This is a genomic window from Rahnella sp. ChDrAdgB13 (assembly GCF_017655185.1).
GTDB lineage: Bacteria > Pseudomonadota > Gammaproteobacteria > Enterobacterales > Enterobacteriaceae > Rahnella > Rahnella contaminans.
In genome coordinates, this window is record NZ_JAEMGT010000031.1 from 227,091 (window position 1) to 242,954 (window position 15,864).

General features: G+C 53.0%; 13 protein-coding genes. 2 read left to right on the plus strand and 11 right to left on the minus strand.

Annotation, left to right across the window (positions count from 1 at the left end; genetic code table 11):
• Window positions 1–5 precede the first annotated feature (5 nt).
• The gene (locus tag J8X26_RS11245; protein WP_208950919.1) at window positions 6–755 is read left to right on the plus strand and encodes an SDR family oxidoreductase; all 750 of its coding nucleotides are present in this window, start codon (window positions 6–8) and stop codon (window positions 753–755) included.
• 62 nt (window positions 756–817) lie between these two features.
• Here the strand turns inward: J8X26_RS11245 and J8X26_RS11250 are convergent, their stop codons facing one another.
• From J8X26_RS11250 to J8X26_RS11260, 3 genes are read right to left on the minus strand one after another with little or no spacing between them, the layout of a single operon-like run.
• On the minus strand, window positions 818–2,221 hold the full coding sequence (locus J8X26_RS11250) for a cytochrome c (RefSeq protein ID WP_208950920.1): 1,404 nt from the start codon (window positions 2,219–2,221) through the stop codon (window positions 818–820).
• On the minus strand, window positions 2,218–3,873 hold the full coding sequence (locus J8X26_RS11255) for a GMC family oxidoreductase (protein WP_152324322.1): 1,656 nt from the start codon (window positions 3,871–3,873) through the stop codon (window positions 2,218–2,220). The genes J8X26_RS11250 and J8X26_RS11255 overlap by 4 nt, the downstream gene beginning before the upstream one ends.
• On the minus strand, window positions 3,873–4,487 hold the full coding sequence (locus tag J8X26_RS11260) for a sorbitol dehydrogenase family protein (RefSeq protein ID WP_152324321.1): 615 nt from the start codon (window positions 4,485–4,487) through the stop codon (window positions 3,873–3,875). The genes J8X26_RS11255 and J8X26_RS11260 overlap by 1 nt, the downstream gene beginning before the upstream one ends.
• A 680-nt stretch (window positions 4,488–5,167) precedes the next feature.
• Between J8X26_RS11260 and J8X26_RS11265 the strand changes: the two genes are divergently transcribed.
• Window positions 5,168–5,512: a YejG family protein gene (locus J8X26_RS11265; protein WP_208950921.1), complete on the plus strand. Its 345-nt coding sequence runs from the start codon at window positions 5,168–5,170 to the stop codon at window positions 5,510–5,512.
• 17 nt (window positions 5,513–5,529) lie between these two features.
• On the opposite strand, the gene yejF is transcribed toward J8X26_RS11265, so the two are convergent.
• The 8 genes from yejF to J8X26_RS11305 all read right to left on the minus strand — a co-directional run bounded on the left by yejF (window position 5,530) and on the right by J8X26_RS11305 (window position 15,807).
• Window positions 5,530–7,143, minus strand: a complete 1,614-nt coding sequence (yejF, locus tag J8X26_RS11270; protein WP_208950922.1) for a microcin C ABC transporter ATP-binding protein YejF — start codon at window positions 7,141–7,143, stop codon at window positions 5,530–5,532.
• A gap of 1 nt (window position 7,144) precedes the next feature.
• Window positions 7,145–8,194: an ABC transporter permease gene (locus J8X26_RS11275; protein WP_208950923.1), complete on the minus strand. Its 1,050-nt coding sequence runs from the start codon at window positions 8,192–8,194 to the stop codon at window positions 7,145–7,147.
• Complete coding sequence (yejB, locus tag J8X26_RS11280; RefSeq protein ID WP_208950924.1) at window positions 8,194–9,288, minus strand: microcin C ABC transporter permease YejB; 1,095 nt, start codon at window positions 9,286–9,288, stop codon at window positions 8,194–8,196. The genes J8X26_RS11275 and yejB overlap by 1 nt, the downstream gene beginning before the upstream one ends.
• A gap of 10 nt (window positions 9,289–9,298) precedes the next feature.
• Window positions 9,299–11,104 carry an extracellular solute-binding protein gene (locus J8X26_RS11285; RefSeq protein WP_208950925.1) on the minus strand — a complete coding sequence of 602 codons (1,806 nt, stop codon included), beginning with the start codon at window positions 11,102–11,104 and terminating at the stop codon, window positions 9,299–9,301.
• Window positions 11,105–11,304: 200 nt separating this feature from the next.
• Entirely contained in the window at window positions 11,305–12,888 is a 1,584-nt protein-coding gene (locus J8X26_RS11290) for a cyclic di-GMP phosphodiesterase (protein ID WP_244370486.1), read from the minus strand.
• A 165-nt stretch (window positions 12,889–13,053) separates the two neighbouring features.
• Window positions 13,054–13,629, minus strand: a complete 576-nt coding sequence (gene mepS / locus J8X26_RS11295) for a bifunctional murein DD-endopeptidase/murein LD-carboxypeptidase (RefSeq protein ID WP_152324316.1) — start codon at window positions 13,627–13,629, stop codon at window positions 13,054–13,056.
• 428 nt (window positions 13,630–14,057) lie between these two features.
• On the minus strand, window positions 14,058–14,771 hold the full coding sequence (locus J8X26_RS11300; protein ID WP_165058219.1) for a phosphatase PAP2 family protein: 714 nt from the start codon (window positions 14,769–14,771) through the stop codon (window positions 14,058–14,060).
• A 52-nt stretch (window positions 14,772–14,823) separates the two neighbouring features.
• On the minus strand, window positions 14,824–15,807 hold the full coding sequence (locus J8X26_RS11305; RefSeq protein ID WP_208950926.1) for a GTP-binding protein: 984 nt from the start codon (window positions 15,805–15,807) through the stop codon (window positions 14,824–14,826).
• Between the last annotated feature and the right edge of the window lie 57 nt (window positions 15,808–15,864).

Sequence of the window (15,864 nt, forward strand, 5' to 3'; positions counted from 1 at the left end):
AAATTATGAGCAAAATCGCACTGGTCACCGGCGGTGGCAGCGGTATCGGGCTGAGCGCCGCGAAATCGCTGGCGGGTATTGGGTTTACGGTCATTCTGGCGGGGCGCAATACGGAAAAACTGGCGCAGGCCGTGGCACAGTTTGCACCGGGACAAGCGGTGGCGCGTCAGCTGGATGTCACCAGCCCGCAGTCGGTCGCCGCGCTGTTTGCAGATATTCAGGAAACCTTCGGGCGGCTGGATTTATTGTTTAATAACGCCGGGAATAACGTGAAAGATGTGCCCATTGATGAGCTTGCGGTGGAAGACTGGCTTTCGGTGATCAACACCAATCTGACCGGCGCATTTTTGTGTACGCAGGCGGCGGTCAAACTGATGAAACAGCAGTCTCCGCAGGGTGGCCGCATTATCAATAACGGCTCTGTTTCGGCGCTGTCGCCGCGTCCGAATTCCGCGCCTTATACCGCCAGCAAACACGCCATTACCGGCCTGACCAAATCCACGGCACTTGATGGCCGCGCATTCAATATTGCGTGCGGACAGATTGACGTCGGCAACGCCGCAACGGATATGGGCAATAAAGCGCTGGCAGGCAGGATGCAGGCCGACGGGCATATTGCCGAAGAGCCGGTCATTGCGGTGGAGCGCGTCGGTGAAGCCGTGGCTTTTATGGCCGGATTGCCGCCGGGCACCAACGTTCTGACCATGACCATGACGGTGATGGCCAGCGCGATGCCGCTGGTCGGACGGGGGTAACGCTTTTCGCATTCAAAAAAAAACGGCCCGAATCGGGCCGTTTTGCATTTCATCTTTCGTGATTATGCTTTTCTGACTTTACGCTTTCTGCCGAGCCAGAAAATCAGCACCAGCAGAATGATCACGCCGATGATCATCGCCGGCGCCATGAAAGGTTGCAGTTTTGCCAGAAGTGTCACCGGGCCGCCTGCGCGTAATACCGCCACATCCTGCGCGCTGACCTGAACGCCTGCGTTGCCGTAGTTTTTCAACACATAGTTGGAGATATCCGCAATCTGCTGATCGTCGAGCTGACCGACGTACGAACCCACGCCAAATTTTGGCATCAGAACATGATGGTCGCCCACCTGGCGATCGACGCCGTAAAGAATGGCGGAAATCAGGTTAGACGCATTTCCGAGGCCGGTTGCGGTGTTGTTAAACAGCGACGGATACGCCTGATTTTTGCTGCCTGAACCGTCCGGCTGGTGGCAGCTGGCGCAATATCCGCTGAACAATGCCGCGCCGTTGTCGATGGTTTTATTCGCGTTAAACGGATGTGCGCCGCGCAGGCCGTCTTCCACATTCACCGGCTTACCGAAGGTGTCTGCCGCCTGTGTATCGCGCGGATCGCGAACCGGCGTGCTGTTTTTCAGGTAGTAGGCAATTGCGTTCAGATCGGTGTCAGACATGTATTGCAGACTGTTTTGCACCGCCTCCGCCATACCGCCCGCGGCCTGATTTTTCCCGGCGGTCCGGCCTGTTTTCAGGTATTCCACCAGCTGAGCCTGCGACCAGTTGCCAATGCCGCTGACCGGATCAGAACTGATGTTCGGCGCGTACCACGGGCCGACCATGCCGCCCGCCAGCGGTTTATCCGTCACCGAACCCATCATCAGATTACGCGGCGTATGGCACGTGTCGCAGTGTCCGGCACCGTTCACCAGATACGCACCCCGGTTCCATTGCTCACTTTTGGTCGGATCCGGCTTAAACGGCGTGCTGTCGAGATACATCAGATTCCAGCCCGCCATCGCAATACGCATGTTAAACGGGAACGGCAGGGCAGTTTCAGTATTCGGCTGTTCGACCGGTTTCACACCTTGCTGGAAATAGACATACAGCGCGTGCATATCGGCATCGCTCATATGGCTGTAAGAGGTGTACGGCATGGCCGGATACAGATTTGCACCGTCCGGACGCACACCTTCGCGCACAGCGCGGGTGAACTGTTCTTCGGTGTAATTCCCGATACCAAACTGCTTCGACGGCGTGATGTTGGTGGTGTAAATCGTGCCCATCGGCGAATGGATTTCATATCCGCCCGCGAACGGCTTTCCACCCTCAGGTGCCGTATGACAAGCCTGACAGTCTGCGGCCGTCGCGACTTGCTGGCCCTGGCGGACGAGTTCTGCCTCATTGTCCTGTGCAACGGCAAAACCGCTCAGGGATGCAGTTAACAGGCAGGCGGTGAGAAGTTTTTTCATGCTGCACCTGCCAGTTTTTTCGACATGTCGTCTGCGGCTTTCAGCGCCAGCGCAGCCATGGTTAGCGTACTGTTCACTACGCTGGACGACGGGATTGCGCCGCCACCCGGTAACCACAGGTTGGCATGATCGTGAGTCCGGCAATCGCCGTTCACCACGGAATCCTTCGGATCGTTGCCCATAATCGTGCCACCCATGATGTGGTTATTGGCGTTCAGGCTGGTGGTGATGTTGAATTCTTCCGCCATAAACAGCGAGCCGATGTGCTCAAGTTGTTTATGCGCCGCTTCCGCGCCTTTACGCACGTAATCGCCGACGTCGTAATGAATATCCGGGCAGGGTAAACCGTGCGGATCTTTACGGGTTTTGCTCAGCGTCAGGCGGTTATCCGGATCCGGCAACGGCTCCAGGCTGATGGACAAGTCCACGCCGAAGATAGAACGGCGGCGGATTTCTTCGTCCAGCTCCTGACCCACCAGCCCCATCTGCAACGCTTTGGACGTTGCCGGGATCACGCGGCTGATGTTGTTGAGGATCATTTTGTTGGCGGAATAATCTTTGCGGAAATCACCGTCGCGCGGGCCGACCAGACAGCTGCTTTGCGCCGGGCCACGGCCAATCCACAGCGGTTCTTTAGCGATGAACGTACAGTGGAAACCGGAGTGATCCATCATGTTACGGCCCACGTGATCAGAGGAGTTGGCGATGCCGTTCGGGTTTTTGTCGTTGGCTGCCATCAGCAGCAGACGCGGAGTCTCGATGCCGTTACAAGCCAGCGCGAACACTTTGCCGGTCGCTTTGTGGGATTTTTTCTGATTATCCAGCCAGTGAACCGCCGTCACATTGTTATTTTCGTCGGTATCAATCTTGTAAACCACGGCCTCGGCCAGCACCACGGCGCCTTTGTTTTCGGCGCGTTCGACGTGTGCGATACCGTTGTACATCGCGCCTATCGGGCAGATCGGCTGACAGTTATTATTGCCGCAACAGGTCGGGCGTCCATTCCACGGACGGGTGCTGCGTCCTTGCGGGATTGGCACCGAGCGGTAACCGTGCGGGTTCACAATCTCGGCAAAACGCGTATCGCCATAGCCGTAAGGAACCTGTTCCATCGGGTAAGGCTTGCTGCGTTCAGAAGGGGATTGCAGTTCAGGATCGTTCGGGCCTGCAACGCCGATTTCTTCTTCTGCGCGGCAGTAATAAGGTTCGAGCTCGTCATACGAAATCGGCCAGTCGCGGCCCACGCCGTACAGCGTTTTCATTTTGAAATCGTTCGGGACGTGACGCCAGCAGGACGCCGCCCAGTGCCAGGTCGTGCCGCCTACGGTACGCAGATAGCCTTGTTTAAAGCTGCCCGCACTGGGTCCGGTCAGATGAACGTAATTATTTTCCGGGAAATACAGCGGGGCCGGGGCATTTTCTGACTGCGGGTACAGTCCCTGGAAATCTGAACCTGCACGGTTTTCAAAAGGCATATTGCGCCAGTTTTCGACGGCCTGCGCACGTTCGATGCGTAAACCGGCTTCCAGCACCAGAACAGAATAACCTTCGCTGACCAGTTGATCGGCAATCATGCCGCCTACGACGCCGGAACCGACAACAATCACATCAGCAGACGCATCGCCGTCTGCGGTAAATACGGGTTTTTTCATCAGGCTTTGCTCACATCAGATTCAGAAATACGGGTAAAACGATCGGCGTTCATGGACTCAGGCATCGCGGCATCAGGCGGCGCGGCGGTGAAGTACAGCGGGCCGTTACCGCAGTAAGTCGGCACAATCAGGCCGTCGCTCACCGGGCGATACATCAGCGCATCTTTATACGAAATCAAAATGGAATCGGTTCCATGGCCAACCGTGCCGGTATACCAGGCTGTGACGATGCTCGTCACCAGTTCGCCCAGACCGTTCTGCTGCGCGGCTTTCTGCAAATCTTTCGCAGCCTGCCCCGGTTTAACCAGTGCATGCAGTTTGCTGACCTGAGCCGGGAAGTCAGGCTGAGAGCGGAAGAAGGCATTGAAAATCTGGGCTGAAGTTCCTTCACTGATATTTTTATGCTCGGTGATGGCCTGTGATACCAGATAGAACTGGCCGAAGATGACCGGCGACTGCGTGGCTGTTTCTTTCTCCGCCTGGCTCAGGAAGGGAAAGCCGAGAAGGGTTGTTGCGACCATCGCGGAGGTCAGCCCTTTCAGCAGTTCGCGACGACTGAAACCGGTTCCATTTTCGGTGTTATTGCTTGCCATGATTGAAGGATCGTTTTCCATCTCATTTCTCGCTGGGATTGGGTGTGAGCTAAATAACTCAGGATTTGCTTATCTGATTCTTATTATATGTCGCTAATGTCGAGACTTATCAGCAGGTTGATGATGCCCTGTGGTCTCTGCGATAGGGTATACCAGTAATAACGATGCGGATGATAAGCCAAAGAAGAAGAAATTGTGCAAACAAATTGTGCGGATTTATTAACATTAGATCCAGATTTTAACGTATGATGCGACGCCGTTAATTTTGTAACCAACTGGTTCATTTCAAAATGAAATTAACGCCATCAGGAGCGGTGTGAAAAGTCAGGATTGATTTTAACCGGCTGATTTAATGCTTTTTATTGACGTTAATGAGAAGACTAATAACATTAATTTGTATATTAAATGTAAATAAAAATGCAATAATAAGTAGCGGCATTTGATTAAAATGGTTGTGAATCAAGACTAAAAAGGTTACAAATAAACCAAAATGAGATCTGCCTCTCAGATTCATCGGGAGCAGACATAAAAATAGCTGGGTCTGTGAGCTTGCACTGGAATGACGTTAATTTAATGTTAATTATTTGAGCGAGAAGTGGGCAAAGCAAAGTCTGTCGGCTATAACTTAATCCGTGTAGTTGTAGCTATTTTGTAAAAATATCGTGTAGATGATTGGTTAACATCATTGTCTGGGGAACCACGTGAATAATATTCAACTTTCGGTAGTACATCGTTTGCCGCAAAGTTATCGCTGGTTGTCAGGTTTTGCCGGTATCAAAGTTGAACCGATTCCGCTGCCTGGTAACGATGAAGATAACAATCTGATCGGCCTGAAACTGCTCAGCCATGAGGGTGAATTCGCCCGGCAGGTGATGCATCAGTTAACTGATGCCTTAGAAGATATTCAGGTGAAAGCGGCGATTGTTGAAATCGACGGCGAACCGTGTTTATTCGTCCATCGTGAAGATGAAAGCGCGACCCTTTGCTGCCTGAAAAATATCGGCGCGGCGATCGCGGAATCTGTCACCGCACTTTATCCCTTCTGAACCGCCTGATAACAACGTCAGGCGGTTTGCTCCTGCGAATCGAACGCATCTGACGCACTCAGCAATTCACGGGTGTAAGCCTGCTGCGGCGCGGTAAAAATCTGCTCGCAATCTCCCTGTTCGACCACTTCCCCGTTCCTGAGCACCAAAAGCTGGTGACATAAAGACCGGACGACATGCAAATCATGGCTGATAAACAGATAAGTCAGGCCGTGGCGTTGCTGAAGTTGGCTCAGGATCGCCAGAATCTGCGCCTGTACCGATTTATCCAGAGACGATGTCGGTTCATCCAGAATCAGCATTTCAGGCTGTAAAATCAGGGCGCGGGCGATAGCAATACGCTGGCGCTGACCGCCGGAGAATTCAGTCGGATAACGGTGACGGCTCTGCGGATCCAGTCCGACTTCCTGCATCGCCCGTATCACTTCCTGTTCGCGCTCCTGCGCACTCACTTTCCGGTGAACCAGCAAACCTTCCGCAATAATCTGCTCCACGGTAAACCGCGGGTTCAGCGCTGAGAAAGGGTCCTGAAACACGACCTGTATCCGGCTGCGGAAGGGCAGCATTTGCTTGCGCGAAAACGTGTGCAGCGGCTGGCCGTCAAACCAGATTTCGCCCTGAGATTTCATCAGGCGTAAAAGCGCCAGCCCGGTCGTGCTCTTCCCTGAACCTGATTCACCCACTACGCCCAGACTTTCGCCGCGACGCAGCTGAAAGCTCACCTGATTAACGGCGTGTTTAACGCCGACGGTGCGGCGCAGCAGGCCGCGCCTGACAGGAAAGCCCACATCCAGGTTTTTCACGTCCAGCAAGACGGCAGGTTCACCTCTCAGCGGCTGCGGGCGCCCCTGCGGTTCGGCCTGTAAAAGGTGTTGCGTGTAAGGATGCTGAGGCTGGCTGAATAGCGTGGCGCGCGGTTGCTGCTCCACCAGACGCCCTTGTTGCATCACGGCAACGTTATCCGCCAGACGCCGCACGATGCGCAGGTTGTGGGTGATAAACAGCATCGCCATGCCCATTTCCTGCTTAAGGTCGTCGAGCAGGGACAAAATCTGGGCCTGAACGGACACGTCCAGCGCCGTTGTCGGTTCATCGGCAATCAGCAGTTTTGGCTTTGTCAGCACCGCCATGGCGATCATGACACGCTGGCGTTCGCCGCCTGAAAGCTGATGCGGGAAATCCCGCAGACGGGAAGCCGCCTGGCGGATACCCACACGATCAAGGCAGCTTAGGATTTCGCTCCGCGCCGCATCACCCCGCAGGCCACGATGCAGCGTAAGCACCTCGGTGAGTTGCTTTTCAAGTGTATGCAGCGGATTGAGTGAAACCATCGGTTCCTGAAAAATCATCGAAATCTGGTTGCCACGGATCTGTCGCAGGGTCGAGCCATCGGCTTTGAGCAGCGACCGGCCTTCAAAGAGAATATCCCCTTGCGGATAGACGGCGACAGAAGGCAGCAGGCGCAGCACGGACAGCGCGGTCACACTTTTGCCAGAACCGGATTCTCCCACCAGCGCCAGCGTTTCGCCCGCATGAATATTCAGGGAAACATCGCTGACCACTTCACGCTGCTGATTTCCCTGACGGAAAGCCACGCTCAGGTTGCGGATTTGCAGTAAAGAGTCCGTCATCTCAGAGCGCCTCGCCGTGATGTGCAGAAGGGTTGAAGGCGTCACGGACCGCTTCACCGATGAAAATCAGCAAGGACAACAGGGACGCCAGCACGACAAATGCGCTGATGCCCAGCCACGGTGCCTGCAAATTATTTTTGCCTTCCATCAGTAATGTGCCCAGCGAAGGCGAACCCAGCGGCAATCCGAAACCGAGGAAATCCAGCGACGTCAGCGTGGTGATGGAACCGCAAAGAATAAACGGCAGATATGTCAGCGTGGCGACCATTGCATTGGGCAGCATATGACGCCACATGATGGCCCGGTCGCTGACGCCCATCGCCTGTGCGGCGCGGATGTAATCAAAATTACGGGTGCGCAGGAATTCGGCGCGCACGACGCTCACCAGCGTCATCCAGCCTGAAAGCACGGTAATCAGCAACAGCCACCAGAAGTTGGGCTGCACCACGCTGGCCAGAATAATGATCAGGAACAGCGTCGGAATGCTGGACCACACTTCGATAAAACGTTGCCCGAGCAGGTCGATAAGTCCGCCGTAATAACCCTGCGTGGCACCGGCAATAATGCCGATCACCGAGGTCAGGACGGTGAGAAAAATGCCGAAGAACAGCGAAATCCGTAAGCCATACAGGATCTGCGCCAGCACGTCGTGCCCGTTGCTGTCGGTGCCCAGCCAGTTTTTCGCCCAAGGCGGTGAAGGGAAGGGCTGCGTGGTCGAGAAATTAATCGAGTTATAACTGCTGCGCACCGGTGCCCAGATGGCCCAGCCGTGATCTTCAAGCTGTTTGAGCACAAACGGATCCTGATAATCCGCCGGCGTTTCCAGCTCACCGCCAAACGTGGTTTCACTGTAATTCACCATAAAAGGCACATACCAGTGCCCCTGATAACGCGCCAGCAGCGGCTTGTCGTTGGCGAGAACGTTGGACAGCAGCACCAGAACCAGCAAAACCATAAAGATCCACAGGGACCAGAATCCTCGCCGGTTTTGGCAAAAACGTGCCCAGCGCGCCTGAGTGACTGTGCTGAGTTTGAAGAGTCTCACGGTCATCAGTGACGGCCCTCGAAGTCGATACGCGGATCAACCAGCGTGTAAGTGATGTCGCTGACGATATTAAGCAGTAATCCAATCAGCGTGAAAACGTAAAGCGTGCCAAAAATCACCGGGAAGTCGCGCTGGACGATGGCGTCATAGCCCAGCAATCCTAAGCCTTGCAGGGAAAACATGACTTCAATCAGCAGGGAACCGGTGAAAAACATGCTGATGAATGTGGCCGGAAAACCGGCAATCACCAGCAGCATGGCGTTGCGAAAGACATGGCGGTACAAGATCTGCTTTTCGTTAAGCCCTTTCGCCCGCGCGGTCACGACGTACTGTTTGCTCACTTCATCCATAAAGGAGTTCTTGGTCAGCATGGTCAGCGTCGCGAACCCGCCAATGACCGTCGCCAGCACCGGTAATGTGACATGCCAGAGATAGTCGGTGATTTTCCAGTACCACGGCAGCGTGTCGAAATTAGGCGACGTCAGGCCGCGCAGCGGGAACCAGTCGAGATAACTGCCGCCGGTAAACAGAACAATCAGCAGGATGGCAAACAAAAACGAAGGCACGGCGTAGCCGATGATAATAAAGGAGCTGCTCCAGGTATCAAACCGTGAACCGTTGCGCACCGCTTTGCGGATCCCCAGCGGGATCGACACCATATAAATAATCAGCGTGCTCCACAAACCAATACTGACAGACACCGGCAACGCGCTTTTCACCAGCCCCATGACGGTTGAACCGCGAAACAGGCTATCGCCAAAATCAAAGCGCACATAGCTGGAGAGCATTTCGAAATAGCGGACGTGCAGCGGTTTATCAAACCCAAAGCGATGGGTAATTTCTGCGATAACTTCAGGATCCAGCCCGCGTGCACCGCGATACTGGCCTTCGCCAAACTGGGCCACGCCGGGTGACGCTTTTCCGTTACCGCTGTTACCGGCAGAATTCGGCAGCCCGCTGGATTGTCCCATTTCAATCGCCGCTATGGCCTGATCTACCGGGCCGCCGGGCGCAATTTGCACGATAAAAAAGTTGATTGTAATGATGGCCCAAAGCGTTGGGATCACCAGAAGCAGTCGTCTTAAGAGATAAGCGGCCACATTGTGCTCCTCAACGGCGTTGTGCAGGCAGACGCGCTGCACGGTTCATGTCATACCACCACGTATCCAGCTCCAGACCGTTGGCCGGAGCGATCGCAGGCATCGAGAATTTATCCCAATAGGCATAGCGTTCGTGATGGGTATACCACATCGGGATCATATACATATTCCAGGTCAGCACCCGGTCCAAAGCATGGCCGAGCGACAGCAGCGCGTCCGGTTTACCCTGGTTAGCGGCAATCTCATCGGTAAGTTTGTCGATGGCCGGATCGCTAACCCCCGGTTTGTTGTAGGTGGAATCCAGATATTTGGTGTTCCAGTAAATCTGTAAATCGCTGCTCGGGTAAGACATCGCCGGATAAACCGTCGGGATCATGTCGTAATCGCGCTGGCGCATGCGGCGGACAAACTGAGAATTGTCGACTTCACGAATCGACATTTTGATGCCCAGACGCTGCAAATTATGCTGGAACGACAGGACATACTGCGAGTTACCGCCGCCGGGCAGCAGGAGTTCAAAGGTAAACGGCTTGCCGGTTTTGCTGTTGACCAGCACCTGATTTCTGACTTCCCAGCCGGCTTCTTTCAGCAGCCCCGTCGCCTTCAGCAGATTTGCCCGGTCATTACCGGTGCCGTCAGTGCGCGGCGGCTTATACAGCGTGCTGAACACTTCAGCCGGAATCTGATTCTTGAGCGGCCCGAGCCACGCAAGTTCTGCTACGTTCGGGTAATCTTTCGCGGCGTACTCCGTATTCTGGAAATAACTGTCAACGCGCTGATAGGCATCGAAGTAAAGTGCCCGGTTCATCCAGTCGAAATCAAAGGCCAGCGTCAGGGCTTCGCGCACCTTGCGGTCGGCAAACTGAGGGCGGTGAATGTTGAACGCCAGCCAGCGCGTATCCTGCGCCGCCTGATTTTCCTCATCGGCCTTCACGATAAAGTTTTTGCTGAAATTACCGCCCTGATATTGCGTAGACCAGTTCTTTGGTGAGGTTTCCATACGGAAATCAAATGCACCGGATTTGAAAGCTTCAAGGGCGACGTTATCGTCAAGATAGTAGTCGTAGCGGATCGTATCGAAATTATAACGACCCCGGTTAACCGGAAGATTGGCGGCCCAGTAATCCGGCACGCGCGAGTAAGTGATGTACTGGCCAAGCTTGTAATCACTAATGCGATATGGGCCACTGCCCAGCGGTGGCGTGCTCAGCGGCTCATTGAATTTATGTTTTTCCCAGAATGCTTTGGGCAGGATCGGCAGGCCGAGCAGCCCCAGCATCATGTCTTTGTCAGCCTTCGGCAGCACCATGCGTACCGTCAGCCGCGATATGGCTTTGACTTCCACACCCTTGTAAACCACGCGGAACTGCGGAACGCCTTCCGTCATGAATTTTTTGAACGTGAATTCGACGTCGCTGGCGGTGATCGGCGTGTTGTCATTGAAACGGGCGCGGGGATTGATATCCACTTCGACCCAGCGGTACTGGCTGTCGTAACGGGCAGAATCGGCAATCAGCGGGTAGTAGCTGCCGATTTCATCACTTGATGTCGTGAAAAGCGGGTCATACAGTGAACCGCTGCGCACCGCCGGATTACCGCGGGAAGCGAAACGGTTGAAATTGTCATAAGTGCCGATGGCAGCCAGCGTGATCTGCCCTCCCTTCGGCGCGGCGGGATTGACGTAGTCAAAACTGGTGAAGTTTGAGACATATTTCGGTTCGCCTAAAATTGCGAACGCGTAGCTGTCTTGTATGACCTCGGCCTGTGCGCTGAGACTCAGCAGGCACAGCGCAACGGCAAACACGCGAGAAAACATCCTGGATCTGCACTCCTGTGATGACGACAGCATGGCGCGGACATGATTGCCGCAGGCTATTGTTCAGTGGTAATCAATTGATCGCTAAGACCTTGTAACACATCAGCCTCAGGTTTCATCCCTGATTTCGGCCTTTTTATCACACTCATGGGCAGACAGCGAAGAGAAAAATGGAACAAAAAGTACAGTGCTGATACAGATTAAATCTGGTAAGTCGCTTCTTTCTCATTGAAATCGCGGATGAAATTCATCAGTTCACCGACGCCCAGCGGTTTGCTGTACAGATACCCCTGAAGATAGGTGACGCCGTGATTGCGCAGATATTGCGACTGCAACTCGGTTTCAACGCCTTCTGCCACGGTCTTGAGTTTCAGCTCTTCGGTGAGCTTGAGGACGGTATCCAGCACTGGCGCAATCAGCGTTTTCTGGTCAATGGACATCACGAATCCGCGATCAATTTTCAGGTAATCAAGCGTGAACTTTTCCAGATAAATCAGGGCGCTGTGCCCGGTGCCGAAATCATCAATGGCAATCTCAATATTGTGGTGGCGCAGCCAGTTGAATTCCCGCAGTGCGCCTTCGGTATCGATCATTCCCCGTTCGGTAATTTCAAAAATCACCTGAAATGCGTTTTCCGGTAATGCCTCGATGAAATTCAGCACGTCGTCATGGAAGCTGACCCTGCTCATGTGGTGCGGGGAAATATTAATGCTGAGTTTAGATTTTTCAGGTAAAGCGTGTTGCAGCTGGTGTGCGTCGGCGGCGACCATCGACATCATATGCTGGGTCAGTTCGACAATCAGACCCTGCGTTTCGGCGTAACCGATAAAGATATCCGGCGGAATGCGCCCTTCAATCGGATGCTGCCAGCGCAACAGGGCTTCCAGGCCGGTGACTTTCAAACTTCTGGATTCAATGACCGGCTGGTATTCCACGAAGAATTCTTTGTTTTTAAGGCCGCGGAGAATTTCACGTTCGACGTTGTGCCGGTTAAGCAGGCTGAAATAGATCAGCGCGCACACCAGCAGGCTGAGCAGCAATCCGCCGAGCAGGGTGAAACGAATGTTGTCGCCGGTCAGGGAAGGGGAGTAAAGGCGCAGCGTGAACGGGAGATCGCCGGGGTTCACTTCAGTGAAATGGCTTTGAGGCAGCTTACTGACCGGAACCAGCCCTTCCTCGGAAGAGATCAGCGCGCTGTCGCCGATAAGCAGTGCAAAACCGCGATAACCTGTGCCGGGCAACGCAAAAAGCATATAAGGCGAGAGAGTCAGTTCCAGCGTGGCAATCACGCCATCGTTCGATATGCCGGGATTACGCTGCCAGACAATGATCACTGGCCGATTGGGCACTGCCGGGGTGCCCATTTGCAGGTCGATGCTCATCATTTTATCGAAATCAATATCGTGAAGTGAATGTGTGGCCGAAATGTTCTGGTTACCGGAAGCAGAAGAACAGAAAACCATGCCGTTGCGCACCAGCTGGAAATCGCGGACAGCAATGCTGAATGCGGCCTCGCGGTTAATTTCACTGGCAACGGAAGGGCAGGATTCCGACGTCAGCAGACCAATCCTGCGCATAGTGTCGGTGAGCTGATGAAAATAGCGGGAACTGAATTCTGAGGTTCTTTCGGCAATCTGCCCCTGTTCGCGGGCATTGTTGGCTTTGATCACGGTCAGCGTGACGATAATAAACAGAATAAAGAATAACACTGAAAAAAGGAGGCTTCGTATCAAATAACGGCGCTTGGGCAATACGGTGTGTGTCAGCGCCGTTCGTAAACCCATGTGTTTTGCCCTTTTTCTCGCCAAAGAAATAAAAGTATAACGTAGTTAAAAAACACCAGACCCTTAATACACTTTATTACAGGCATAAAAAAACGCCATCCGGAGATGACGTTTTTTTATTCGCTTGGTATAGGACAACAAGAATTAAATCATGGGGTAACGGAATCAGCCGTTAGCCAGAACTCTTCTTGCTTCGCGGTACCGTTTATTCCAGTAAGTCTCGTTCAAATTCGAAATCATCACACCTGCGCTGGTGGAAGCATGAACGAACTGATCGTTACCTAAATAAATTCCGACGTGGCGCCCTGTTGAGCCCGCACCGAACAATACCAGATCACCCGGGCGTAGTTTAGAACGCTGGATTTTCTTACCTTTTTCTTCCTGTTCATACGTCGAACGTGGAAGGTCCATACCAAATTGTTCGCGGAATGTTACCTGGACGAACGCTGAGCAATCGATACCACGCTTGCTGTCACCGCCTAACCGATAACGAACGCCTTTCCAGCCAGCGTACTGATCCATAATTTTGGATTTAACGTTGACGTTACGAACCATTGCTTCGAATTCATCCTGAGAGGCTTGCAGTAGAAGACCGTCTTTGTCATTTACTGCACGCATATCAGTTTGTGCGTTTTCTGTGTTCGAAGAATGTGTACCACTACACGCAGAAAGAATAATTGCTGCGCCAATCGCGGGAATCAGCCGCGTGATATATCTCAGAAACGGTTGAGACTTGACCATTATTGTTGTTATCCCTTGCTGTCCTTAACGATGAAATCGTTATTAAAATTACCAAACCAAGCGAGACTACCTGCCGCGATCAGATGGGACAAACACCTAACGGGCAAAATGTGCGTCAGAGCACGTTTTTTCCTTCAAACCGGGTGTTTTTGCCACATTTCTGTTCAAGCGTTTTGGAGATTACCGTAATGAATAAGGGATTGCGAGAGGTTTTACGGGATTTTTTATAAGAAATTGTGATGTAAGCTGATGTAAGTAAAGATGTTAAAAACGATGGGTGATTTTTATACTAATTTGGGTTGAATCCGCATCACAAGCGGGTTTTCAAGCCATAATTTAGCAAAGTATATCTGGGAATTGTCTGGAAAAAAGATCATGCAGAACAAAACGTTCTGCATGATCATAATTAAATTATATGTATGGAAAAATCAGGCTGGCGTATTAGGACTTTTTTTACCGGGGAGTTTTCTCTCCAGCCAGTTAATCAGCAAATCACTGGCGGGCGTCATCAGCCACCAGCTTGCCCCGACCAGCACCACAGACAGTGAACCTACCGCGATATCCGTAAACCAGTGCGCTCCGATCATCACGCGCGGCAGCGAGAAGATGGCGGTGATCACCAGTGCAATCACAAATGCCGTCTTACTCAGATAGCGCAACATGAAGCAGGAGAAAATAATCAGCATCATGCCGTGGTCGCCCGGGAAGCTGTCTGCGGACGAATCTTTGGTCGGGATCCCGGTCAGCTGGCTGACGCGATTAACGCCCTCAAAGCTCAGCGACGGGCTCTTATGGCTGACCGGCAGCAAATGCCCGAGCTGATTGAGTACCACGGCGGTGAGCAGCATCACAAAACCAATAATGACGTAACGGCGGCGGCCGGCGGTGTCTTGTTTCAGGAAGTAGCTCAGATAAAGCACCCCCATTGCCAGCAGGGAAATCACGTCGAAAGCCCGGTTATTGGTCACCGCGACCAGATGCAGGAACCAGGCGTCCGTCGTCAGGTGACGGTTAAAGAAGAAGAAAATCGATTTATCAATCGGGAACCAGAAACCGTGGTTTGCAGGTAAATAGAAAGATAAGAAAAGAGCAACACCTAATACGTTGAGTATCAGGATTGCTGGAATATTTCGGCGCCACATAGCAGGAAGCCCTATTGTTAGCAGGATAAGTATTAATTTAGTCAGCGTTAACTTAATCGGTTGAACTTAAACGAACCTTCAACAAAGTGGATTGTAATGTGTTCCATTGTGCTTTATCGCGAGTAATCAGCTCAATTCTGCTGTCTGAGGGCGCCATTGGTTTGGTTTCAATTCTCAGGTCATTACCCTGACGATTGACCAGCAACGTCCCCTCTTTAATACGCAGAATGCCTTTCACACGGTCAACCGGTGCCTGACGCGCCCAGTCGAGAATACCCGCGGTATCAAAGACGGTTTCAGCATCAAAAATCCACCCGCAGCTGGTGTAACCGTCGGCTTCGTTCAACGCACGACGCCAGCGCTGTGTTTCCGGCAGGCTCAGTGCGGCCAGCCCGCGCACCGGGGCGTGCGCATGATGATGTTTACCCGCGGGTAATTCGGCCTGATTCAGACGCGGTAAATCGAGCAGCGCCGGGTCAATCTCACCCTGAACCGCAGTCACCAGCTGACGTCCGCCGCCGTTCAGGCTAAACCATGCATCCAGCGCCTCATTATCCTGCGCCTGCGCCACATCGGATTTATTGGCAATAATGACGTCTGCTGAAGCGAGCTGATCGCGGAAGTTTTCATTACCGATGACGCGCTGATCGCTTAACTGGCGGGGATCAATCAGGCATAACGTCGCGTTGAGCGTCAGCCAGTTTTTGTAAACCTCAGACGTTAATAAAGAAAGGATCTGCTTCGGATGGCCCAGCCCGGTAGGTTCAATCAGCAGACGATCAGGTTTTGCCTGTTGCAATAACATATTGAGACCCACCTGCATCGGCAGGCCGTTCACGCAACACATGCATCCGCCGGGAATTTCTTTGAGCACTGCGCCGCTGTCCGCCAGCAATGCCCCGTCAATCCCGACTTCCCCAAATTCATTTACCAATACAGCCCATTTTTCTCCCTCAGGCTTCTGAGCCAGCAGATGGCGCAGCGTCGTCGTTTTGCCGCTGCCCAGAAAGCCGGTGATCAGGCAGGGCTTACGCATTAAAATGAACTTGTATTAAGTCATTGTACTCCCTATAAATAACCAAATTATGCGGAG